The 23,212-nt window shown below is 41.2% G+C and carries 23 protein-coding genes and 1 other RNA gene; 12 read left to right on the plus strand and 12 right to left on the minus strand.

Going from position 1 to position 23,212, the window contains the following annotated elements; translation table 11 throughout:
- Positions 1-91: 91 nt before the first annotated feature.
- Complete coding sequence (nadE, locus tag ABES03_RS19760) at positions 92-913, minus strand: ammonia-dependent NAD(+) synthetase (protein ID WP_430119886.1); 822 nt, start codon at positions 911-913, stop codon at positions 92-94.
- A gap of 144 nt (positions 914-1,057) precedes the next feature.
- On the opposite strand from nadE, the gene ABES03_RS19765 reads away from it, so the two are divergent.
- Both ABES03_RS19765 and ABES03_RS19770 read left to right on the plus strand, forming a co-directional pair.
- Complete coding sequence (locus ABES03_RS19765; protein ID WP_430119888.1) at positions 1,058-1,261, plus strand: hypothetical protein; 204 nt, start codon at positions 1,058-1,060, stop codon at positions 1,259-1,261.
- A 113-nt stretch (positions 1,262-1,374) separates the two neighbouring features.
- Positions 1,375-1,887 carry an acyl-CoA thioesterase gene (locus ABES03_RS19770; protein WP_430119890.1) on the plus strand — a complete coding sequence of 171 codons (513 nt, stop codon included), beginning with the start codon at positions 1,375-1,377 and terminating at the stop codon, positions 1,885-1,887.
- 46 nt (positions 1,888-1,933) lie between these two features.
- Here ABES03_RS19770 and ABES03_RS19775 read toward each other — a convergent pair whose 3' ends face one another.
- The 4 genes from ABES03_RS19775 to ABES03_RS19790 form a co-directional block, all read right to left on the minus strand.
- A complete protein-coding gene (locus tag ABES03_RS19775) occupies positions 1,934-2,908 on the minus strand; it encodes a cation diffusion facilitator family transporter (protein WP_430119892.1) in 975 nt (324 codons plus the stop codon).
- 133 nt (positions 2,909-3,041) lie between these two features.
- Positions 3,042-3,275, minus strand: coding sequence for a hypothetical protein (locus ABES03_RS19780; RefSeq protein WP_430119894.1), 234 nt, complete (start codon positions 3,273-3,275; stop codon positions 3,042-3,044).
- Positions 3,276-3,356: 81 nt separating this feature from the next.
- Positions 3,357-4,358, minus strand: a complete 1,002-nt coding sequence (locus tag ABES03_RS19785) for an AI-2E family transporter (protein ID WP_430119896.1) — start codon at positions 4,356-4,358, stop codon at positions 3,357-3,359.
- A gap of 84 nt (positions 4,359-4,442) precedes the next feature.
- Positions 4,443-5,450, minus strand: a complete 1,008-nt coding sequence (locus ABES03_RS19790) for a polysaccharide deacetylase family protein (protein WP_430119898.1) — start codon at positions 5,448-5,450, stop codon at positions 4,443-4,445.
- A 351-nt stretch (positions 5,451-5,801) separates the two neighbouring features.
- Between ABES03_RS19790 and ABES03_RS19795 the strand changes: the two genes are divergently transcribed.
- The 9 genes from ABES03_RS19795 (at position 5,802) to arcC (ending at position 14,781) form a co-directional block, all read left to right on the plus strand.
- On the plus strand, positions 5,802-6,020 hold the full coding sequence (locus ABES03_RS19795; RefSeq protein WP_308082580.1) for a hypothetical protein: 219 nt from the start codon (positions 5,802-5,804) through the stop codon (positions 6,018-6,020).
- A gap of 61 nt (positions 6,021-6,081) precedes the next feature.
- Positions 6,082-6,714 (plus strand): DUF2085 domain-containing protein, encoded by a 633-nt coding sequence (locus ABES03_RS19800; RefSeq protein WP_430119900.1) that lies wholly within the window; start codon positions 6,082-6,084, stop codon positions 6,712-6,714.
- 137 nt (positions 6,715-6,851) lie between these two features.
- Complete coding sequence (gene argR, locus ABES03_RS19805) at positions 6,852-7,307, plus strand: arginine repressor (protein WP_430119902.1); 456 nt, start codon at positions 6,852-6,854, stop codon at positions 7,305-7,307.
- Between the two features lie 46 nt (positions 7,308-7,353).
- Entirely contained in the window at positions 7,354-8,037 is a 684-nt protein-coding gene (locus ABES03_RS19810; protein WP_430119924.1) for a Crp/Fnr family transcriptional regulator, read from the plus strand.
- Positions 8,038-8,360: 323 nt separating this feature from the next.
- The gene (gene arcA, locus ABES03_RS19815) at positions 8,361-9,617 is read left to right on the plus strand and encodes an arginine deiminase (RefSeq protein ID WP_430119926.1); all 1,257 of its coding nucleotides are present in this window, start codon (positions 8,361-8,363) and stop codon (positions 9,615-9,617) included.
- Positions 9,618-9,821: 204 nt separating this feature from the next.
- Positions 9,822-10,832, plus strand: a complete 1,011-nt coding sequence (gene argF / locus ABES03_RS19820; protein ID WP_430119904.1) for an ornithine carbamoyltransferase — start codon at positions 9,822-9,824, stop codon at positions 10,830-10,832.
- Positions 10,833-10,897: 65 nt separating this feature from the next.
- Positions 10,898-12,253 carry a M20 family metallopeptidase gene (locus ABES03_RS19825; RefSeq protein ID WP_430119906.1) on the plus strand — a complete coding sequence of 452 codons (1,356 nt, stop codon included), beginning with the start codon at positions 10,898-10,900 and terminating at the stop codon, positions 12,251-12,253.
- 30 nt (positions 12,254-12,283) lie between these two features.
- Positions 12,284-13,774: a YfcC family protein gene (locus ABES03_RS19830; RefSeq protein WP_430119908.1), complete on the plus strand. Its 1,491-nt coding sequence runs from the start codon at positions 12,284-12,286 to the stop codon at positions 13,772-13,774.
- A gap of 44 nt (positions 13,775-13,818) precedes the next feature.
- Positions 13,819-14,781 carry a carbamate kinase gene (gene arcC, locus ABES03_RS19835; protein ID WP_430119910.1) on the plus strand — a complete coding sequence of 321 codons (963 nt, stop codon included), beginning with the start codon at positions 13,819-13,821 and terminating at the stop codon, positions 14,779-14,781.
- A 49-nt stretch (positions 14,782-14,830) separates the two neighbouring features.
- Here the strand turns inward: arcC and ABES03_RS19840 are convergent, their stop codons facing one another.
- Positions 14,831-16,087 carry an MFS transporter gene (locus ABES03_RS19840; RefSeq protein ID WP_430119912.1) on the minus strand — a complete coding sequence of 419 codons (1,257 nt, stop codon included), beginning with the start codon at positions 16,085-16,087 and terminating at the stop codon, positions 14,831-14,833.
- 469 nt (positions 16,088-16,556) lie between these two features.
- Here ABES03_RS19840 and ABES03_RS19845 point away from each other — a divergent pair, with 469 nt between their 5' ends.
- Positions 16,557-16,964 (plus strand): LAGLIDADG family homing endonuclease, encoded by a 408-nt coding sequence (locus ABES03_RS19845; protein ID WP_430119914.1) that lies wholly within the window; start codon positions 16,557-16,559, stop codon positions 16,962-16,964.
- A gap of 336 nt (positions 16,965-17,300) precedes the next feature.
- Here ABES03_RS19845 and ssrA read toward each other — a convergent pair.
- The 6 genes from ssrA to ABES03_RS19875 form a co-directional block, all read right to left on the minus strand.
- Positions 17,301-17,635: a transfer-messenger RNA gene (gene ssrA, locus ABES03_RS19850) on the minus strand.
- A gap of 196 nt (positions 17,636-17,831) precedes the next feature.
- A complete protein-coding gene (gene smpB, locus ABES03_RS19855; RefSeq protein ID WP_430119916.1) occupies positions 17,832-18,299 on the minus strand; it encodes an SsrA-binding protein SmpB in 468 nt (155 codons plus the stop codon).
- Positions 18,300-18,392: 93 nt separating this feature from the next.
- A complete protein-coding gene (rnr, locus tag ABES03_RS19860) occupies positions 18,393-20,777 on the minus strand; it encodes a ribonuclease R (RefSeq protein ID WP_430119918.1) in 2,385 nt (794 codons plus the stop codon).
- 27 nt (positions 20,778-20,804) lie between these two features.
- Positions 20,805-21,551 (minus strand): alpha/beta hydrolase, encoded by a 747-nt coding sequence (locus ABES03_RS19865; protein ID WP_430119920.1) that lies wholly within the window; start codon positions 21,549-21,551, stop codon positions 20,805-20,807.
- A gap of 133 nt (positions 21,552-21,684) precedes the next feature.
- Positions 21,685-21,918 (minus strand): preprotein translocase subunit SecG, encoded by a 234-nt coding sequence (secG, locus tag ABES03_RS19870; RefSeq protein ID WP_413307310.1) that lies wholly within the window; start codon positions 21,916-21,918, stop codon positions 21,685-21,687.
- Positions 21,919-22,040: 122 nt separating this feature from the next.
- Positions 22,041-22,958 carry a haloacid dehalogenase-like hydrolase gene (locus ABES03_RS19875; protein ID WP_430119922.1) on the minus strand — a complete coding sequence of 306 codons (918 nt, stop codon included), beginning with the start codon at positions 22,956-22,958 and terminating at the stop codon, positions 22,041-22,043.
- Positions 22,959-23,212: the final 254 nt, after the last annotated feature.

The following is a 23,212-nucleotide window of genomic DNA, read 5'->3' on the forward strand; positions in this document are numbered from 1 at the left end:
CTAGTTCAGTTATCCACACTGGGACCTTTTTATAATTTAGCGAAACAACAAAAAAAGAGAGACTGCCGGATCATGGCAGTCTCTCCTTGTTTTATTTCCACCAGTCGTCAAACATAGTAGCAGGCATCTGACGCTTGTGCTCGGTCATGAGATACCGTTTTTCCACTTTTTCAGCCACTTCTTTCGAGACAGGTTTTCCTTCTAAATAATCATCTAGTTCATCATAAGTGATCCCTAATTCAGTTTCATCTGCCTGACCAGGTTTTTGATCTAGGAGGTCTGCCGTTGGAACTTTTAAATAGAGACGCTCATCTGCACCAAGTTCCTTTAACAAGGCCTTCCCTTGGCGTTTGCTTAATCCAGTCAGTGGCAGGATGTCCGCTCCGCCGTCTCCATACTTCGTATAAAAACCCGTCACTGCTTCTGCTGCATGATCGGTCCCTATAACGAGCAGTCCTTCCATACCGCCGATTGCATACTGGGCAATCATTCTCATTCTTGCTTTTACATTTCCTTTATGATAATCACTTAACGGCTCACCATCAATGCTAGCGTTATATTCATTTTGAACCTCGTCAACGGCTGTTTTTATATTAAAAACAAGCTCACGGTCTGCACGGATAAAGGCTAATGAACGCTGCGCATCCTCCTCATCCTTTTGCAAGCCATATGGAAGACGAACAGCAATAAATAGAGCATCCTTTCCTTCATTTCGCAATTCCTCCACTGCCAACTGTGCCAATCTTCCTGCGAGTGTGGAGTCCTGACCACCGCTAATCCCTAGTACATATCCTTTAGCCTTGGTTTGTAGCAGGTAATTTTTCAAAAAGTCAATTCTCTTACGAATCTCTTCTTTTGGTTCAATGTTCGGAGTAACATGTAAATCCTTCATAATTTGTGCCTGTAAATTCATTGATTGTACCTCCTGACCAGATATTGATATATGTAATGTACCATAACTACGTTTCAATCGCTTATTATTTAACTGCTCGTTCTGGGTATGCGGACAATCATCTTTCATTTTTAAAAATAAAATAAAAATAGGACGGTGATGAACATGTCGTTTTCAATAAATATCGACTGTTTTAAAGTGAATTCTATTAATAATAATGCAAATATTAATGTTGGTCCAACAGTTCAAGACAGTAATACGGCAAATAGCAAACAAATTGGCTGTACAATTAACTTTGGTGACCACTGCACAATTGTATCCAAACATGTATTCCAAAGTGTAAGCAAGGATTTTGAAGAAAACAAATAATTCCACATCAATGGCCATTAGGTTTATAATGTATTACTATCGTGGCCATACTAACAAAAAATATGCCCATGGCCATCTTCTATTTTAGGGTGCAAAAGTGTGGAGTGATGATAATGGAAGCAAAGACATGTAATGAATCTAGAGTAGTAAGAACGAGCAGGATTTTTCCTAATGATGTCAACAACCATAATACGTTGTTTGGCGGCAAATTAATCAGTGATATTGATATGATTGCTTCAATTTCAGCCGTTAGACATTCCCGGGCGGAATGCGTGACGGCGTCGATTGATTCGGTCGATTTTCTCAGTCCCATTACGCCGAAGGACTCTGTTTGCATTGAGACGTTTGTTTCCTATACAGGGACCTCGTCCATGGAGATTTTCGTCAAAGTCATTGCCGAAAATCTAATGTCAGGTGAAAGAAAAATTGCAGCCACTGCCTTTTTAACATTTGTTGCGTTAGATGACAATGGTAAGCCAACGAAGGTCCCTGCTATTATTGCAGAAACAGAGGAAGAGAAGAAGCTGTTTGAAACGGGGAAAGATCGGGCGGAAAAGCGGAAGGAACATCGAAAGAGCAGTAAGGAACTGGCCGGGGTTTTTACAACCATGAAGCCCTGGGAATAAGAAAGGTTCGCGGAATTTTCGCGAACCCTTTTTTTAATTATGGACCCTACTCCGGATTTAATTCACTCTTACTCTTCCAGGTCATGACTCCATCTTCTTCATCAATCTCGATGGTTACATCCACGACCCCTTTTTCAGCCATAATTTTTTCTTCTAAACGGTCCTTAATATCATCAGCAGCTGCCACCGTTAATTTCGGATCCACTTCAATTTCCAATTCAACGTGAAGGTCTTCTCCCTCTTTGATGACCGTAATCCCTTGAATATCCTTTACATCCGGGTCAGCCATAACAAGTGCTCCTATCTTATTCTCCATCTCTTCATCTGCTTGTCCTATGACACCTGCAGCGTTATCTAAAAACACCTTTCCTACAACGAAAAACATCATCGCCCCGATAATCATTGAAGCGATTCCCTCTAGTTGGTGCAAATCGGTGTAATGAGAAATAACAACCGCAATAATCGCTAACAAACCGCCCATGGTTGCAACCAAATCCTCCATGAACACTAGCTTTGTCGCAGGCTTCGCTCTACCCAAATTAGCAAAGCTTTTTCTAAATACACTTAGACCGCTTGCCTCCACCTCAATTTCATGCAATATTTCCTTCATCGCCTTAAACAAGACAAACGTTTCTAAAAGCGTTGCCACCGCAAGCACGATAACATTTATAGCGAACCCGCCAGCTTCCGTTGGATGTACCACATGATGGTAGCCTTCTTTTATTGTTTCAAAAGCCATGATTCCAACAATCAAAACGGCCCCCAAAAGGACAAGATTGACCAATCTGCCGAACCCATTTGGGTATTTTTCAGTAGGCGCTTTTTTACTTAAAGCAGAGCCTATAAATACAAAAAACTGATTGGCTGCATCCCCTAAACTGTGCATGGTTTCAGCAAACATCGCTACATTTCCAGTATACATATAGGCTACACCTTTAATAATGGAAATTACCGTATTAATAATCGCTGCGAGCATGGCTGACTTATTTCCACGCTTTAATAATTGAAATATTTCTCCCATCGTATCCTCTTTTCTTTTGCTAAAGTATGTACTCTTACTATTTTCAAAAATAACATATTTCATGAATGATTGCCTTAAAAACAAAAATGGCCACATAGACCTTCTATGCGACCCCGTAAATAAACCTGAAAAATCATACGTTTCTTAACACCAAATACAAACGCTCATTTCGTGCATTTTGCTCTTCCGCAGTTGCTAAATCATACTTTTTCAGCAAATGGAACACTTCATTTAAAAGCTCCTGCGTATGCTCACCCGCAAAGAATTGATTAAATAAAGGCTTCATGTCCTCTGGTAAAAATTCAGCCTGGGACTCGTATTTACTTTTAACATCTTCCTGTGAATGGTTCAACTTACACTCGCCCAACTTACATCCTCCTCAAAACTGCTTCATACCTTTAGCATATCAGAAAATAGGACAAACAAAAAAGCCCACATAAGGGCTTTTTTACGTTTTCTTCGTTTCTGTCACTTCTAATACATCTAGAAGGAAGACAAACACCGGAATCCCGATAATCAGTCCCCATATACCAAAGAAGTGCTCGGAAAAAATCAACACAATAAACGTATAGAAAACGGGGAGATTCGTCTTGGAACTCATTAAATTTGGATTTAAGATATAGGCTTCCACACCATGAATAATCATAATGGCAATACCCACATAAAGTACCTTCATAATACCGCCAATACTATAGGCAATAATGACAAGGGGTATAAGTGAAATAATGACACCGGCTACAGGGATTAATCCCAATATGAAAATCATAATGGACAATCCACCTAATTGTGGAAAGTCAAGCAGCCATAGAGAAATCGTCGTTAAAGTACAGTTGACCACGGCAATAATTAATTGTGCCTCAATTACTTTACCAAACGTGCGAACAAATTTCTGGGCAAAAAATTCAATTTCCGCATAAAACGGTGCGATTTTACTGGTCTTGAATTTCTTCGTAAATTCGATTAGGCGTGGTTTTTCTAATAAGAAAAATAAACTCATTAATAAAGCTAACAACACTTGTAACGTAATTTTGCTAATATCAGTAAAATACTTTAATACAAACGTAAAGCCTTGTTCCAGATAACTAGAAATCTGAATTTCTTCAATTCGCTTAACTACATAATTTAAAAAGATATTATCATGCTTTGATGTGTAAAAAGCCGTTAGCTGCTTAATTAACGCCGTAATCTCACCGGCAATCATAGGCAGGTACATCACCAAACCATAGGATAGTAATCCAACAATACACGCATACGATGTAACCACAATCAACTTACGATTGAGAGGTATTTTCCTTTCAATGAATTGCACTAACCGATCCATTAGAAAGGTAAAAATAAACGTAAGTAAGATTAAATTTATCATCGAATGCATCGCATACAAAACGAGTGCAATAAGGACAAAAATTGATATTCTCTTAAAACCACTACTGTGCAAAAGTTTATTTATCATAGGAAATTATCTGACCCCATTATTTATACTATTAACTGCATGTTAATTATATCAAACCCGAAAGCATTTTGTCCTTATTAAATGCTATCTTACCGTAAATTGAACCGGCGTCATGGAACTATCGATTGCTTTACCTTCGTACCCCTGTTTACTTAAATAATCAAGTAATGCCGGTAAATGCGCAAGCGTTTCCTTTCTTTCGTGCATAAGAATGACGATCGGACCATTATGGTTAGCTAACTTTGTTAATTGTTGTTTGACACTCTCCACATAGCGTGCATCTTTATAATACCAATCTTTGCTGTCAATATTCCAATCCCACATTAAGTAGCCATTATCCGTAACTGCTTTCCGGTACTCTGCAGTCATGCCAGGTACACTTCCATAAGGGGTTCTCATAATATACGAATCGACCCCCGAAACTTCTTTTAGTGTATTTCGGTTTTGAGTTAATTCATTGATCACCGATGTAGCTGACGCATAAAAAACCTTTTGATTGTGCGAAACACTATGAAGTGCCACTGTCTCTCCAGATTGGACCATCAATTTTACCGCGTTTGGATATCTTCTTATATTTCCGTCAATCATAAAGAACGTCGCTTTATAGTGGAATTTTTCCAAAAGCGCGATAATCCCCCCAGAAAACGCAGCTGGACCATCATCGAATGTTAAGTAGATCGTTTTCTTACCTGCTGCCGTTGGTTGTGCATTAGCTGGTTTCGTTTCCGTTGATGGTGGTTTTGTTGTTTCTTGGTCTTTTGGTGTTGTAGGCTGTGTAGTGGCAGTATCTGTAGTTGTTTTTTCCGGAGCCTTCGTTTCCTCTCGCTCTTGCTTATTTCTCCCGCCCATCGCTTGCTCTTGTCTCTTGTGAATCATTTCTTTCTCAATCCGTAAATCCTTGGTATTCTGAACAATAGTTTCTGAGGTTTGACCTGGATGATTCATAAATTCATTTTTTTCTTGAGTAATAGGTTTCCCGGCAGCTTTTGCCTTAAAATAGTTGTTCACAAATACCCCTGCAAACAAGAACCCAATTGCAAAAATGACAATAACTATTGTCCCTTTAGTCCATCCTTGCTTTTGATCCCCCATGTTTCATTACCCTCTTTGATGTTTAATGTCTTTCTTCATTATAGACGAAGCTTCCCATGAATTGTTACTATTATATTAAAAATATTACAATTCTATTAAAATATAACTTTTATATTAGCACATCCTCCAAAAGTAGGAAGCTGATGAATTCCCCATTTCTTATATACCCCACTTTTTACCAATCTATTATAACAGGTAAAATTGAAAAATGTACCAATAGACAAAATTTAAATCAGAAATTTCTAAAAAGAGGACAGGCAAATTCCCCTGTAAACTGACATACATATCATTGAACGGGATTTTCTTACTAAACGGAATTCCTCTTAATTTTGAGTTATGGAGGTGAAGTTAGTGTCAGGTGGGCAAAAAGCACTCTTTTATATTTTATCTATACTTATACCTGTGGTCGGGATTGTGCTAGGAATTATTTGGATGAACGATCAAGATCCAGAAAAGAAGGCTGTCGGAAAAACCTGTTTATACATTGCTTTAGGTATGATCGTATTGAGCTGTATCTGTTGGTTCGCTCTTTCTGCCTTCTCCTTTTTACCGTTTATGTCAGGGTATTAAAAAACATACGCCGAACCCAATTCCTGCGGTGAGAATTGGGTTCTTCCTATAGGAGTGATAAATGTTGTTGCACGAACTATTGGATTTTTTCGGAAGAGCCATCTGTCACCAATTAGAGGAACGATCACTCCAAATATCAGGGGAAACACTCTCCGTTTGCGCCCGTGACACAGGTATTTATATTGGGATCTTTTCCTCACTTACGTATTTGCACTTCACTAAAAGAAAGTCGAAAATCACCATCCCTACGATTAAAGTAAGTTTCTTTCTTCTATTATTAATGGTTCCCATGATGGTTGACGGCTTAGGCTCCTATCTGCACTTCTTTGAAAGTGACAATATTAAACGCTTGGTGTCAGGCACCAGCTTTGGTTTCGTCTTGCCTTATTTTCTATATCCGTTGCTTTCGTTAAAGTCGCTGGAAAATGATAGCAAGCCGGTGGTTAAGGGAATTAGGGATTTAATTGTGCCGATGATTCTAAGTGTCTTCATTAGTGTTGTCGTCTACTGGGGTATGGTCCCCTATTATGTTATTAATAGTTTTATTATTGTTACTATTATTATTTGGTTTAGTATGTTTGCTTCTGGACTTTTTCAGTGGGTACACAGCCTTCGGTTAAGAAGAATTATTTCAACTTTTATTGGTTTATGCCTGCTTATATTTCTATCCAATTTACATTTGTGGTTACTATAATCAATTTAAGAAAGTAATGGGTAGATGAACTCAAAGGAAGTTCATCTTTTTGTTTGTTCACCATTTATACATACCAATCCCCATCAATTACCAATATGATAAGAGTATAGATACCTATAGAAAGAGAGTCAGGGCCGATGATGAACAAACAGATGCGGTTAGAGTTAATTTCGCAGATTATATCTGATCATGAGGTAAAGACGCAGGAAGAACTGGGACAATTGCTTTTAGAGAACGGGCTTGCAGTTACTCAGGCAACCATCTCCAGAGACATCCGAGAGTTGAAGCTTGTCAAAGTGCCTTCCAAGGATGGCAATCTGAAGTATAGCTTTAAGATAGATCATGATCATCTAATTATGGAGAAGTTCCGCCACAAACTAAAGGATGCACTTATTAGCATTGAGGTGATAAACTATTTTATTATCATCAAGACGCTTCCTGGGCATGCCCATTCCTTTGGTGCCTTGCTAGATTCCATGGATTTGGAAGGAAAAGCGGGAACCATTTGTGGAAACGATACATGCTTGATTATTTGCCGTGCACCACAAGAAGCGCTTCGCATCGAAGAGCAGCTCGAAGTCTATCAAAAGTAAAGGCCAAAACACACGCAAAAGGAGGGTTACAATGCTCAACTCATACGTGGAAAAGTTGGATGTGTTTTCTGATTTACAACAGATTGAACTATTAAAATGTCTTCCAGTAAAAACACTAAAAAAATATCTTCCTTACTTCTATTTTCGCTCCTACAAGAAAAATCAACTCCTATTTATGCAGGGAGACCCGCGCGATAAAATCTTTTTTTTACTAGATGGATATGTCATGTATGAACGCAGCAGCCAGGATGGCAGCATGCTTTATTTAGACTTTATTAAAAGGAACCAAATGTTTCCCTATGGGGGCATTTTTCAGGACCAGGTATACCAGGACACGGCCATCGCCGTCACGGATGTTCATTTGTACTTCATTCAAACCCACATCGTGGAAGAACTATTGAAAGCCAATCCTAAACAACTACTCTATATCATCTCTAAACTATCAGACATTCTTAATCTTCATCAAAAACGCGTCCAAAAAATTCTCATTCCTAATGCACAGGAACGCGTGCTGCATTCCCTCCAGTTTTTAATGGAGGACTTAGGAGAAAAGGATGGTGCAGGAATCGTCATCCCCTGCCCTCTCACGGCCACTAACATTTCTAAACTATCTGGAACCACAAGGGAAACCGTTAGTTTACTAATCAATCAATTAAAACGAGAGAATATCCTTTCCGTTACGGGTAAAAAAATAACCATCCATCAACCTGACTACTTTAAAAGCATATAAAAGGGCTGGCTCCGCGAGAGTCAGCCCCTTTGTTTGCTCCAATAAATTTTCTCAATATTAGAACTTTATCTGTGACCGATTTTTGTCATTCAGCCATTATTCAGCATATTAGATTCGAAAAAACCGATTTCATTGTATATATACATAATTATACAAAACCGCTTATGTAATCGACAAAAAAATGTAAGGATTATTACATTTTGTTTGTTATGAAGCTTACAAAGGCTATCGTGATCAATGCTTAGAATGAAGATGTAGCAAGGATTCTATCAAAAGGAGGAAGAAAGATGAGCAGTATAGCCGAAATCACTTCTCAGAGGGACATGCAGACAAAGTTAAAGCACCCGATCCATGTTACATCTGAAATCGGAACACTTCGCTCGGTGTTGCTGAAGCGGCCTGGAAAAGAAGTTGAAAATTTGACGCCTGAATATCTACAGCGACTTTTATTCGATGATATTCCTTATTTGCCAATTATCCAGCGTGAGCATGACTATTTTGCCGAAACCTTAAAAAACCGAGGAATCGAAGTTCTTTATCTCGAAAAATTGGTGGTTGAAACCTTAAGTAATCCAATCATAAAAGGGCAATTTGTTGACGATATTTTACGAGAAAGTAAGGCGAATGTGAACGGAGCTTCTCGCGTGTTAAAAGAATACCTTCTCTCTTTTTCTACTGCAGATTTGGTGGATAAAGTGATGAGCGGGATTTTAAAAAGAGAAATTGAGCCTGAGAAAAAGTCACACCTGTATGAATTCATGGACGATCACTATCCGTTCTACTTAGATCCAATGCCGAATTTATATTTCACCCGTGACCCCGCTGCCTGTATTGGCAATGGCTTATCTATCAACAAAATGCGTGAACCAGCAAGGCGCCGCGAGTCCTTATTCATGCAGTACATCATTAAACATCATCCACGGTTCGCCGGACATGATATCCCTGTTTGGTTAGACCGCGACTTTGAATTTTCAATTGAAGGCGGCGATGAATTGATTCTTAGTGAGGAAGTCGTGGCGATTGGGGTATCTGCCCGCACCTCTGCCCGTGCGATTGAAAAACTGGCCCTTAACCTCTTTAAGAAACAAGATTCAATTAAAAAAGTGGTTGCCGTGGAAATTCCAAAGTGCCGCGCCTTTATGCATCTTGATACCGTGTTTACAATGGTCGATTACGATAAATTCACTATCCATCCTGAGATCCAGGGACCTCAAGGCAATATGAATGTGTATATTCTTGAAAAAGGCTCGGACGATGAACGCGTGACCATTACACACCGGACAAATCTTCAGGAAACATTGAAAGAGGTTTTACATTTAAACGAACTTGTCTTAATTCCTTGCGGCGGCGGAGATGAGATTGCTGCCTCCCGTGAACAATGGAATGATGGATCAAACACCTTAGCCATTGCACCAGGGATCGTGGTGACCTATGACCGCAATTATATTAGCAACGATTTATTACGCCAGCATGGCATTGAAGTACTCGAGATCACTAGTTCCGAGTTATCCCGTGGCCGCGGTGGCCCACGCTGTATGAGTATGCCGATTGTCCGTGAAGATATACGAAGTCCATTTTAAAAAGATCTATGTTAAATCCATACGCTAATTTGATACACATGTTGATTGGAGTGGAAGGCACGAAGACTCCTGCGGGAGTAGCGGTCACGGGAGACCCCGCAGGAGTGAGCGACGAGAAGGCTCCCGGAACGCCCGCGGAAAGCGAAGTGCCTGTAACGGAAATCAACAGACCATTTTAATAGAACTAAAAAGGAGACGATTTTAATGTTAGTTACTGCCCCAAAATTACAAGGAAGAAGCTTTCTTGCAGAGAAGGATTTTACAAAAGAAGAATTTGTTTACCTTATTGACCTTGCTTTTCAATTAAAGGATGAAAAAAAGCACGGCATTCCCCATCGCTACTTAGAAGGAAAAAACATCGCGCTTCTTTTTGAAAAGCCCTCTACCCGTACACGCTGTGCCTTCACAGTAGCCTGCGTGGACCTTGGTGCCCATCCTGAGTATCTAGGAAAAGATGATATCCAGTTAGGGAAAAAGGAATCGATCGAAGATACCGCTAAAGTATTAGGCCGGATGTTTGACGGTATTGAATTCCGCGGCTTTGAGCACAAAAAGGTAGAAATGTTAGCGGAACATTCCGGTGTGCCTGTCTGGAATGGGTTAACAGATCGCTGGCATCCAACACAAACACTTGCTGACTTTTTAACTGTAAAAGAAAACTTTGGCCGTCTAGAAGGAATTAAATTTGTGTATGTTGGTGACGGTAGAAATAATGTGGCCAACAGCCTGCTCGTTGGGGGTGCGCTTGTTGGCATGGATGTGCGCATCTGCACACCTGAATCGTTGTTCCCCGAACCTGAAGTCATTGAATTGGCGCAAAAATTCGCCGAGCAATCAGGCGGCCGGGTAACGGTCACCAGCAATGTAGAAGAAGGAGTGAATGGTGCTGACGCCATTTATACCGATGTTTGGGTTTCGATGGGTGAAGAAGATAAATTCGCTGAACGGATTGCTCTGCTCTCGCCTTATCAGGTAACGATGGACATGATCAATAAAACAGGTAATGAAAGGGTGATTTTCCTACACTGCCTACCTGCTTTCCACGATCTTGAAACCAGTTATGGCAAGGATATTTACACAAAACATGGAATGCAAGAAATGGAAGTAACCGATGAAGTCTTCCGCAGCGAGCATTCCAAAGTATTCGACCAAGCGGAAAACAGAATGCATACCATCAAGGCGGTTATGGCTGCGACACTTGGACATTTAGAATAAGCGGTTAGGAGTTGGGTGTCATGCCCCTTCTCCTAACCTTTTTACCAAACGAATGGAGGAAAAACATGAATCAGATCTCCGAACAACTCATTTCTGAGCTACGAAAGGTAGAAGGTGCGTTTCACCATGCATTAAAGCAGCTGGTTGATATCCCTAGTGTAATCAGTGAACAGGTGGATGGTTTTCCTTTTGGAAAAAATATTGATTTGGCTTTGAAAAAGACAGTAGAAATCTGTGAAAAGCTTGGATTCAGGACGTATGTTGATCCACAAGGCTATTACGGCTATGCCGAAATTGGTGACAGTAAGGAAATGATTGGCGTTCTCGGCCATCTGGATGTGGTTCCAGCAGGCAAGCTGGAAGATTGGATTACCCCTCCGTTTGAAGCAACGATTAAAGATGGAAAAATGTTTGGTAGAGGAACACAGGATGATAAAGGACCGACACTGGCTGCCCTTTTTGCCACGAAAGCGTTAATGAATCTCAGTGTTTCTTTTAACAAAAGAATTCGGTTTATCTTCGGGACGGATGAAGAAACACTGTGGCGCTGTATGAACCGCTATTGTGAACTCGAAGAAATTCCAAGCATGGGCTTTACACCTGACTCTACCTTTCCGTTGGTTTATGCGGAAAAAGGCTTGTTGCAGTTCCATTTAGAAGGATCTAACGAAACCAGTCTACGTTTACAAGCAGGTAATGCCTTTAATGCGGTGCCTGACACCGCAAGATATGCCGGAGAAAAGCAAGAGGAATTACAAGCTGCTCTAGAGGAATTAGAGTTTGATTACGAATTGGCTGACGGTAATGTCGTAGTCCTAGGAAAGGCAGTTCATGCACAAGTTGCGGAAAAAGGAATCAATGCGATTAGCAGGCTATTGCTGGGGTTGAAAAAGATTGGCGTCACCTCAAAAACAATTGAGTTTATTAATGACCTAATTAAAGAAGACCCATTTGCAACCAGCATTTTTGGTAATTGTGAAGATGAGCCATCAGGTAAGTTAAAGTTCAATGTCGGAAAAATAGAGCTCACCGAAGAGGTTGAAAGATTATCTATTGATATTCGCATCCCAGTGACCGCCGATAAACAAGAAATTGTGAGCCAGGTCTCACAAGCTGCCAAAGAATATGGCTTAACCTACAAAGAATTCGACTATCTAAAATCGATTTATTTACCAAAGGATTCCTTTTTAATCAAAACCTTAATGAACGTTTACCAGGAAGTGACAGGCGATAACGATTCCGAACCGATTTCTTCTGGTGGCGCCACCTATGCTAGAGCCATGGAAAACTTCGTGGCCTATGGTGCCATTTTTCCAAACCAAGCAAAAACCGAGCATCAGCCGAATGAACATATTGAATTAGACAAAATGTTTACAGCGATGTTGATTTACGCAAAAGCCATCTACGAATTAACTCGATAGGTATGCCATTTGACTAATGGAGGAATACTCATGAAAAAGTTCAAGATGCCTACCGCATATACGTTATTATTCTTGATTATTGTTGTGATTGCTGCCTTCACCTGGGTCATCCCAGGTGGGCATTATGATACTAAAGTAGATAAAGCGACGGAAAAAGAAATCCCTGTCTCCGGAACCTACCAACAGCTGCCAAGTGACGAACAGACGCCTCAAGGAGTCTGGGAAGTGTTAAATGCACCAATCAACGGCTTTTTCGATGCGAAGGATATTGCTTTGTTCGTTCTAGTGATTGGCGGTTTCTTAGGAGTAGTGATGAAGACGGGTGCGATTGACGCAGGGATTACTCGGGTCATCCGAAAGCTAAAGGGACGAGAGCAATGGCTGATTCCGATCCTAATGGTCCTATTCGCGATTGGTGGTTCCACTTACGGGATGGCAGAGGAAACCATCGCGTTTTACCCTATCCTCATTCCAGTTTTGATAGCAGCTGGCTATGATGCTTTAACCGCTGTCTCGATTATCGCTCTTGGTGCAGGGGTTGGGTGTTTAGGCTCCACCGTTAACCCGTTTGCTACGGGAATTGCTTCTGGATTTGCCGGAACTTCCATTGGAGATGGGATGGGACTTCGCCTCATCATCCTTGTGGTCACGCTTATTTTCACAATTATTTACGTCATGCGTTATGCAAAAAAAGTAAAGGCAGATCCATCTAAGTCACTGATTGCCCAGATGAAAACAGAAAATGAACAACACTTTTTATCCCAGAAAGCAGAAGAAGTAAAATTTACTGGTCGACATAAGGCCGTGCTTACGGTGTTTGGTTTAACATTTGTTGTCATGATTTTAGGAGTCATTCCATGGGCTTATAAATTTGATATTACTATTTTCGAAGATTTCACTAAGGCCGTTGCTAAAATTCCGTTCATCGGTAAATTACTCGGCGGGGTCCTTCCGCTAGGCGACTGGTGGTTTGGCGAATTAACGATGTTATTCTTAACCTCCTCCATCATAATCGCTTTTATTTATAGAATGAAAGAATCTGAGTTTACTAGCACCTTTGTGAATGGAGCAAGAGATTTGTTAGGTGTTGCCCTTATTATTGGGATTTCTCGTGGGATTACCGTTGTCATGGATGCTGGTGGTATGACCGCAACAGTCCTTCATTGGGGCGAAGGACTGTTGGATAACATGGGTTCTGTCCTTTTCACTAATTTATCATTTTTGTTTTATCTGCCGCTATCCTTCCTTGTACCATCGACTTCCGGTCTCGCCACTTTATCGATGCCAATTATGGCACCGTTGGCTGATTTCGCCGGAGTTGGCAGACATTTAGTGATTACTGCATACCAAAGTGCCTCTGGCGTGGTGAACCTACTAACACCAACAAGTGCTGTAATCATGGGTGCGCTGGCGATTGCAAGAGTTCCATATAGCACCTACCTAAAACATGTGTGGAAATTAGTGTTGTCGCTCTCTGTGATTGTGATGGTGATTTTGAGTATCGCCACCATGATGAGTTAATCGTTTGTTAGGTCCATTTTTCAAAAAAGAAGAGGGGTTTTATCATGACAAAGCAAAAAGTGGTGATTGCGCTCGGCGGGAATGCCATCCAATCGGGTGACGCAACCGCAGAAGCGCAGCAATTAGCATTGGAAAAAACAGCGCGGCAGCTGGTTCAATTTATAGAAAAAGGGATTGATATTATTATCTCCCACGGGAACGGTCCACAGGTTGGTAATATTCTCCTTCAGCAAAAAGCAGCTGATTCAACGAAAAATCCGGCCATGCCCTTGGATACGTGCGGGGCGATGAGCCAAGGGATGATTGGCTACTGGATGCAGAACGCAATGGACAAAGTGTTGAAGGAGCGCGGGATTGATAAAAATGTGGTTACCGTGGTAACAAGGGTAGCCGTGGATAAACAGGATCCTGCGTTTCTTAATCCGACGAAGCCGATTGGACCTTTCTATAGGGAAGAGGAAGCAAAGGAAATCATGGAGGCAACTAATACCTGTTTTAAAGAGGATGCAGGACGTGGCTGGAGACGGGTGGTTCCATCACCAATGCCCGTGAGTATTTTAGAGCATCCTGTGATTAATTCACTAGTGGAAAAAGGTAACATCGTCATTGCGGTCGGCGGGGGCGGTATTCCTGTTGTAGAAACAGAACACGGGTTACTCGGAATTGAGGCGGTAATTGACAAAGATTTTGCTTCGCAAAAGTTGGCTGAGCTGGTAGATGCGGATACGTTAATTATTTTAACTGCGGTTGACAATGTGTACATTGATTTTAACGAGCCAACGCAGCGGAAATTGGAAGACGTAAGTATTGCTGAATTAAGGACTTTTATAGAAAATGGTCATTTTGCTCCTGGAAGTATGTTGCCAAAGGTAGAAGCAGCGATTAATTTTGCGGCAACTAGTCCTGAGTGCAAAACGATTATTACTTCATTGGATCAGGCGTTTCATGCTCTTGAAGGTACGGCTGGAACTGTAGTGAGTTTGCGCGGTGCGGAAGTGTTGGCGTAATAGGAAAAACCCTCTTTGAAGCCGGTTCAAAGAGGGTTTTTCTCTGTGTTTATTCAGTAGATTGAATTATTTCTGGCTTTGATTGTACTTTTTGATTGTAGATAGGTAAAATGCATAGGACACCAATTATAAACAAGACGGCTGACATTTCAAACGTTGTTACTAAGGAAAATTGCTCTTTAAGAACTCCCGCGAGACTCATTGTTATGACCATTGATCCTGCAAATAGTGGACTTAATATTCCGTTTACCCGGCCGATAAAGGCTTCTTCTGTATTTTGTAAGATCAAGGTGTTGATTCCAATTTGAATGCACGGCATCATGAGACCGCTAAAAAACTCTGCAATTAAAGTAATCCATAGATTTGTTGAAAACCCCATTACAGCAATACCTAAACCATTGACAAGCATTCCAAACACAAGTAGTCTTTGCGGAGGAACATTTTTAGCAAATATCATCGCACAAGCCCCGCCCAAGATCATTCCGACTCCATTGACCATAAGCAGCCACTGTAGGTTCTCTTTCGGCAGGTCTAATTGTTCAGTGACAAGAAAAATGTTTAGAGGATTAATAAATCCTACTCCAAGTCCTGCAGCCATAAAGCACAGGCCTAATAGACTTAATTCTCTTTTTCCTAAAACATACTTTATTCCACTTTTCATCTCTTGTATTAAAGTAGATTCTCCTGCCTCCTCCATTGGACAATCTTTAGGAAGGAAAGCAAGTGCCCCTGCTGAAAGCAAGAAGGCTACTCCAGTAACAGCGATGCTGACGTCAATTCCAAACGATTGAAAGACGAATGTACCAATAATCGGCCCTAATACCATGAAAAGAGCGAAAACCGTTTGATATACCGACATTGCCGCTTGGACTTGGTTTTCAGACAAATGCATTTTAAACAATTTCATCCCTGATGGCTGGGAGAATTGTGAGAGAATGGCTGAGATTAAAGTAGCGAAAAATACTACTTTCCAAGTGCCAAATACAAGGGTAATCAGCACAACAAATATTGATACGGCACTTAAGATGTCACACCATACCATTGTTTTTTTGGGTGCCCAACGGTCCGCAAAGGTTCCGCCGATAAAGGAAAAGATGAAGATAGGTGCAAATTCAGCGACTGAAATCATGGAAACGGCAAATGCATTGCCATTTGTTTGATCCATAACAAAAAGTAAGACGGCAAAGTTTCGGACCCAGATTCCTACTTGCAGGAATAGCCCTGACATGATGATCGCTAAAAATACTCTGTTTCGGAATAAGTTACCTGGTGATGCGGGTGTGACTTCATTATTGAATAAATCCATATAAAAACCTCCTGCTTAAGTTCTGGACAGGAGGCAGTACTATACAATATTCGAGTGACATTCTATCCCCTGATTGATGGGGAAGTAATGATCTTTCCGACTTGTATAAAAGTACAGACTAATCCTATCCAGAAAAAATAATCGTATTGGATAACGAGTTTTTTCATCAAAATAGGATTAAAAGATCATCGTCCCAAGGTCACCCTTTCCGCTTTTTGGTAAGTTGATTGTATAGGATTTGAGAGTGTAAATCAAGTGGCTTCCTTTGCGGGGTGACTGATCAAATCTTTTTTTCCTATTGTGGGCATATATCCTCTCTTTATTTACCGCTCTCGATTTTTTTCATAACTACAACGGTCATTTAGACATTTTTACTTAAAATTGATAGTTGAAACTAGAAAGAGTAAAATAAATACAGAACATATGTTTTTTCTTTGATGGATTTTTCAAATTAAAGGGAGGAGTTTTCATGCAATCTTGGGAAGCTGCCTATATTGCTGGAATTATTGATGGAGAGGGAACAATCACATTAACCCGAATACATGAAAAAGAACATCGGCGCCCCTGTATTACAATTGCTTCAACAGATAAAGAACTTTTATCTTATGTACATACTCTAACTGGAGGGACAATTAACAATAAAAAGAACTATAATCCCGACAAGCATAAAGATTCATACACTTTAATCATCAAGAAAAAAGATCTAGTTTTATCAACTCTGAAGCAAACTCTTCCCTACCTTCGTGTAGATAAAAAAAGAAACCGTGCTCTTTGGATACTCGATAATTATGAGAAAGTTACATCTCGCAACGGCAAGTACAGTTCATTATTACTCAAAAAGAAATTAGCTTTTGAAGAAACTTTTTTTCAAATATAAAAAAGACCAGCATTTCTGCTAGTCTTGTTATCCACCTATGTATGGTGGAGACGGCGGGACGTGCTCTTCCATGCTTTCGTCATGGCACTGACTATATCTTGAACCTGCCTTAACAGGTCCTTCGGCGTCTTATGCGAAACATATATTTACCTCTTCAAGGTATGGATTTCGCATCCTAGTACTACCATCGATGCATGGCAGCCTATAAGTCGATACACGGCTGTTGGATTACTCCACATACCGCTCGGCATTGCCCTATCGCAAATCGTGCGACTTAGGTTTCACCGATAAAGCCGAATTTTCACTTATGTGTTACCACACAAGGCGACTAATTACTAATCGAACCCGCGTCCAAAGATATCGCCACTTAAGCATCTACGAGTGTAGTCGATATATTGGCGTTTCACTGATCCATTTGCCTATCGACCGGCGTCCGGTCAGCTAGCCTGGTTGTTCTCTTCCTTCATCCTCAGGCGGTGGAATCCGGCGTAGCCCACTTAGAGTGAGTCCCTTACCCTACCACATGGGCAATGGAGGGAGGAACCGCTATGCAGTATTAAGCTGCGAAAGCGAAGTTGTTGTTAGTTTTGCCAGTTATGGCTTTGACGTTTTAACGAGGCCGATCCCCTCGACTCGCAACCTAAGCTCAAACTACCCCTGTCGAATCCGTAGCGTCCCCATTATAAAATGAGCTGAAATCTAGTTAAAGATTTCTGCATCAGACGTTAGGATTGCTCAAACGTTTGTTAGAGCAAAAGTTAATGTCGCATCACTTAGCGACAAACTTATTATAACACACTCCAAGCATTTTTCAATTGTAAGTATCTGTAAGTTAATTTCCAGTTCAAAAAATCAACTATACATGCCTTACATCTTTTGACGATCTCGGAATGCTCGTTCAATTTCACGCTTCGCCTCTTTTTGCTTTAACGATTCACGCTTATCATAATTCTTCTTACCCTTTGCTAACCCTACTAAAACCTTACAGAAACCGTTTTTTAAATAAAGCTTCAATGGAATTAAGGCATAACCAGCCTCTTTCGTCTCCCCAATCAGCTTATTGATTTCACGTCTGTGAAGTAATAGCTTACGTGTTCGTAATGGGTCATGATTGAAAATGTTCCCTTGTTCATAGGGGCTGACGTGCATTCCAAAAAGAATAGCTTCACCATTTTGAATTCTAGCATAGGCATCCTTGAGATTCACTTTTCCCGCACGAATGGATTTAATCTCGGTTCCTTGTAGGACAATACCCGCTTCATATGTTTCTTCGATAAAGTAGTCATGGTACGCCTTTTTATTTTGCGCGACTACCTTCCCTTCACCTTTTGGCATCGTTTTTCACCTCGTCTTACCATCCATTTTAACAGAACCTACAAACTACTACAATTGAAAGAGAGCCTCGTACTTAAGGCTCTCACTCCACATTTATTTATTTTTTCGCTTCGTACTCTTCGATTTAGGTACATTGTCGTAAAACTTACGTTTCTTCTTCTTTTGACCCTGCCCGGTGTCGGTGCCTCCGCCAGCTTCCTGCTTATTGCGGTCGCGATTACGGCCCCCGCCACCACCAGTGCTACCGCGTCCTTCTTGCTGCTTGTTTCGGCGCGGCTTTTTCGTTTCACTTCCAGTTTTGAAAACCTTCGGTGTCTCTGTCCGCTCTCTACGGGTGCCCTTCATGCCGACGATTTCAAAATCAATCGAACGCTCGTCTTTGTTTACTTTTACGACACGAACGGTAATTTCATCACCAATTCGGAACACTTTTCCTGTCCGTTCACCAATCATGGCGTAATGGCGCTCATCAAAACGATAATAGTCGTCGGTCATATAGCTAACATGAACAAGACCTTCAATCGTATTTTGTAGTTCGACAAACATTCCAAAATTCGTAACCGAACTGATGATACCGTCATATTCGACGCCAATTTTATCTTCCATGTATTCCGCTTTCTTCAGCTCATCCGTTTCACGCTCCGCATCAACAGCTCTGCGCTCCATTTTTGAAGAATGATCGGCAATTTCAGGTAAGCGGGCATTCCACTTTTCCCTTGTTCTTTCATCAAGCTTTCCTTCAATTAAATAGGTTCGAATTAGGCGATGGACGATGGTATCAGGATAACGACGAATCGGTGACGTGAAATGGGTATAAAACTCCGTTGATAAACCGAAATGACCCAAGCTTTCAGGATTATATTTTGCCTGTTGCATCGAACGTAGCATAACGGTCGAAACAACCATTTCTTCCGGCTTTCCTTGAACCTCTTCAATAATCTCTTGAAGTGCGCGAGGATGAACATCGTTGGCTGTCCCTTTTACGATGTAACCAAAGTTCGTGATAAATTCGAAAAATTTCCGGAGCTTATCTTCCTTCGGATCCTCGTGAATACGGTAAATAAACGGTACTTCCATCCAGTGGAAGTGCTCCGCTACCGTTTCATTGGCAGCTAACATAAACTCTTCAATTAGACGCTCAGCTACTGAACGCTCACGAAGAACGACGTCAGTCGGTTTTCCTTCCTCATCCACCAGAACCTTTGATTCTTTAAAATCAAAATCGATGGCGCCTCGTTTCATCCGCTTATTACGTAATATTGCGGCCAACTCTTCCATCATTTCGAACATCGGGACAAGTGATTCGTATCTTGCCCTAGTTTCTTCATCCTGTTCCGCAAGAATCATATTCACATCATAGTAAGTCATCCGCTCTGTTGTTTTAATGACACTTTGAAAAATTTCGTGTGAAACAACAGCGCCCTCCGATGTGATTTCCATCTCACAGGATAAAACCAGTCGGTCTACCTTTGGATTCAAAGAACAGATTCCATTTGAAAGACGATGTGGGATCATCGGAATCACGCGGTCTACTAAATACACACTCGTTGCACGATCCTCAGCTTCTACATCAATAGGCGTACCTTCTTTTACATAGTAGCTGACATCGGCAATGTGAACCCCAAGCTTGTAGTTGCCATTTTCTAGCTTTGAAACGGTTACCGCATCATCAAGGTCCTTTGCATCGGCACCGTCAATCGTAACGATGGTTTCGTTCCGTAAATCACGGCGGTTCTTTAATTCGCTTTCATCGATGGTGTCAGGCACCTCATTTGCTTGTTGCAGTACATCGTCAGGGAAAGCCATCGGTAAGCCGTGCTTATGTATGACAGAAAGGATGTCCACGCCTGGGTCATTTTTATGACCTAGAATGGTGATTACTTCACCTTCAGCACTTTTTCTCCCTTCAGGATATGTAACAAGCTTAACAACTACCTTATGTCCCTCAACCGCTCCTTTGGAAGCTGCTTTTGGGATAAAAATGTCACTGGCAAACTTTTTATCATCAGGAATGACAAAGCCAAAGCTTTTGCTTTCAACATAGGTTCCAACCACTTGTTGTACACCGCGTTCGATGATACGGATGATACTTCCTTCCCGGCGTTGTCCAGATGTTTCAGACGAAACACGAGCGAGAACGATATCTCCATGCATAGCGGTATTCGTTTCATTTGGCGGAATAAAGATGTCATCCATTCCCGGTTCATCAGGGGTGACAAACGCAAATCCTTTCGCATGACCAATCAGCTTACCGCGAATTAAGTTCATTTTTTGCGGCAGGCCATAACGATTGCTGCGAGTGCGTACAACTAGACCCTTTTCTTCCATTTGAACGAGCGCCTTTACAAACTCTTTAAAGTCACTAGAATCCTGAATACCAAATGCTTCTTCAAGCTCTTGGACTGTTAGTGGTTTGTACGCCTCATCCCTCATATATTGCAAAAGCCGGTCAACATGCTTTTGAATGTTTTCTTCCAAGCCAATCCCTCCTTTGTGGGTGCTTTATTAATTGTGCCAGTCGAGTTTTTCTAAAAAGGCATACACATCTTCATGTAGCTGATCACGTTCTTTATCCAACGTAATCACATGTCCAGATTCTTCATACCATTTAATTTCCTTTGTAACTGACTCAATTTCATTATAAATAATGTTGGCACTGTCAGTATTAATCATATGGTCGTGGCGAGCCTGAACGACGAAGGTTGGTGCATAAATCATGTCCACATTTTCGCGAACATCTGCGATTAATGCTTGAAGCTCCTTTAATGTCCTCATTGGTGTTTTCTTAAACTCTTCCATTTCCATTTCGATTTGCTCGTCTGATTTTCCTTCACGCTTTTTAAATTCGCGAGCATACTCGAGGATTCCTTCGTACATAATTTCTTCACTTTTTATATACATCGGAGCACACATCGGTACAATACCCTTTATAGGTACAGTGTAACCCAATTTCAAGGAAAATACGCCGCCAAGTGACAGTCCGGCTACTGCAATTTCCTCATGCCCTTTATTTTTTAAGAATTTATATCCATCCATGACATCCTGCCACCAATCTTCTGGTCCAGTATGGACCAACTCTTCGGGTGGAACTCCATGACCTTTATAGTGCGGGGCATGGCAGGTGTATCCTTTCTTCTCTAAAAAACGTCCCAGCATCCGGACGTCAGCCGAGTTTCCAGTGAAACCGTGGAGCAGCAAGACTGCTCGTTTTCCTCCTTCAAAGGTAAATGGTTTCGGTGAAGCAACTTTCATTTTAAAAACTCCTTTTATTTCAATTCACTTAGTTTAGTTTAAGCAATGAAGTGGTGAACATTCCACCAAAACGACTTATAGTGAGAACCAAACAAAAAAACCTGACTTAATGGCCAGGTTTTGAATGTTTAAATTAGATTTTAAAGTAAGTAACTGCAAGCGCAAGTAGGAAGAATAATACTGATAATACAATCGTGATACGATGTAGAATCAAATCAATTCCACGTGCTTTTTGTTTGCCGAATAGGGATTCAGCACCACCAGAAATGGCACCAGATAATCCAGCGCTCTTACCAGATTGAAGTAAAACAACCGCAATAAGACCAATACTTACGATAACTAATAATGTTACGACCAATGCATGCATGTAAGCCACCTCCTGTTAGACGTACAGTTCACAGTATATTAAATTTACCATATTATTTCCCATTAGACAATACTATTCTGGGGACAGTCCCCCGTTGCGTTAAAGCGCCGAGGGACTGTCCCCTATCTTAGGATTGAGGAGGCCATTCTTACGTATGTATGACGTTTCCCTCTGACGACTATGGAGTAGGCGGTGATGTTTTCTGGAATGGCGATTCCTGCTGCTCCTGCATCACCGATATGGTATAGGTCTGCACCTGCCATTTTACTATTTAAGGCGATTTGTTTAACTGTTGCTTCATCTGAACCTTCTTGGCTTGTTCCAGTGGTCAATATCGCAAGTGCTCCCTTTTCATGAACACTATCGACCAGTCTGGCTGTTCTTTCAATCGTAAAGCCAGGCACTGTCCCTGGTGATGGAATCAGGATGATGTCTGCTCCAGCTTCGATAAAGGAATGCAAGGTTTCGGTCGACATGAGGCTGCCTCCTACCTCACCAGCGACGCCCGCACTATGCATTTTGCCGGCAATAATCAAGCCGTCTTCACCAAAGACTTTGCGAGCAACTTGAATGGCTTTTGTAATTTCTGCATTCGATACGCCTGTTTTAGGATTCCCTGTCAGGCAAACAAAATCAAAGCCTAACTCTTTTGCCTTTTGCAATGATTTTTCAGTAGCCAATCTTCCTTCAGGTAATTCAATTAAAGCTTCAACCTGCTCCGCCGTAAGATCTACTGGCTCTAAATTAAGGCCAATGGGACGTCCGACAAGCTTTTTCAGGGTGCGCACAATGGTGTCAGGCACCATTTCAGGTAATCCCTCCATTGTAGGGTTAAACACATCAAAGAAGTTTAATAGGATGAGGTCTGCACCAAAGGCTGCCGCCATTTCTGCATTGGTCACGGCTGGGTAATAAGGGGTAATGCTTCCGATGACTTCCGCCACAATGGTTCTTCCCTCTGATGCGAGGATACTTTGTTTCAGTTCTTTTCCCGTCATTTTTTCAAAATCAGCTGCTGTACAATCCAATAGACGCTTCAAAAAATCAACTCCCAACATTTTTTCCTAACTATCTATATGAAAAATACCACAAATATACAATTTGTGGTAGTAAGAAAAGCGTAAACGCCTTGGTCTGACCCAATCAATAAGAATCTTCGCTTTTGCAGACAGAGAGCTGTACTTAAGAGTACAAGAGTCCTTATTCTTAGTAGCCATGCAACCTTTCCACGGGCATTAGAAATTTCCCCTATTTACCGTTCGGATACTTTTTTACGTTCCACGGGCATTAGAAA

Source organism: Neobacillus rhizosphaerae, assembly GCF_050477885.1.
Classification (GTDB): Bacteria; Bacillota; Bacilli; order Bacillales; family Cytobacillaceae; genus Neobacillus; species Neobacillus rhizosphaerae_A.